The 556-nt window shown below is 69.2% G+C and carries 1 pseudogene; it reads left to right on the top strand.

The features are described from left to right. Positions 1-201: 201 nt before the first annotated feature. Positions 202-556: pseudogene (locus ACT6UX_RS30340) on the top strand (iron ABC transporter permease); the annotation flags it as partial.

The following is a 556-nucleotide window of genomic DNA, read 5'->3' as shown; positions in this document are numbered from 1 at the left end:
GAACAAGCGCGACGTGGAAGTGGCCAAGCAGCTCACCGGGCTCGAAGAGCTGTGGAGCTCGAAGGCCAAGGCCAACTACGAGCGCGCGCGCGACCTGGCCAACCAGGCCGGCGCGCTGGCCAAGTGAGCGCCTGAACGCCCCGTGACGCCCGCGCGCCGGCCTGCCGCGCGCGGGTCCCTCCCTTCCCGGAAAGATTGCCCATGTCCGCTGTCCTGACAGGTTCCGCCGCGCCCGCGCCGCGCCGGCTGCGCCCCCCCACCGTGTGGGGCCACTGGCTGCTCGCCGGCCTGGTGTTTGCCTTCCTGTTCCTGTTTCTGCTGCTGCCGATCGCGGAGGTGATCTACACCGCCTTCGTGACGGAAACCGGCGCGCCCACGCTGGGGCATTTCAGCAACTTCTTCGGCCAGAGCCTGCTGCGCGAATCGCTCATCAACAGCCTGGTGGTGGCGCTGGCTTCGGTGTTCTTCGCCTCGGTGATCGCGATCCCGCTGGCCTACCTCACGGTGCGCTTCGAGTTCCGCGGCGCCCTGCTGGTGCAGACGCTGGGCTTCCTGC

It is taken from the genome of Reyranella sp. (genome assembly GCF_052439685.1).
In the GTDB taxonomy this organism is placed as follows: domain Bacteria; phylum Pseudomonadota; class Alphaproteobacteria; order Reyranellales; family Reyranellaceae; genus Reyranella.
Note: the sequence above shows the minus strand (reverse complement) of the source record. Positions and strands in the feature narration are given on the sequence as shown.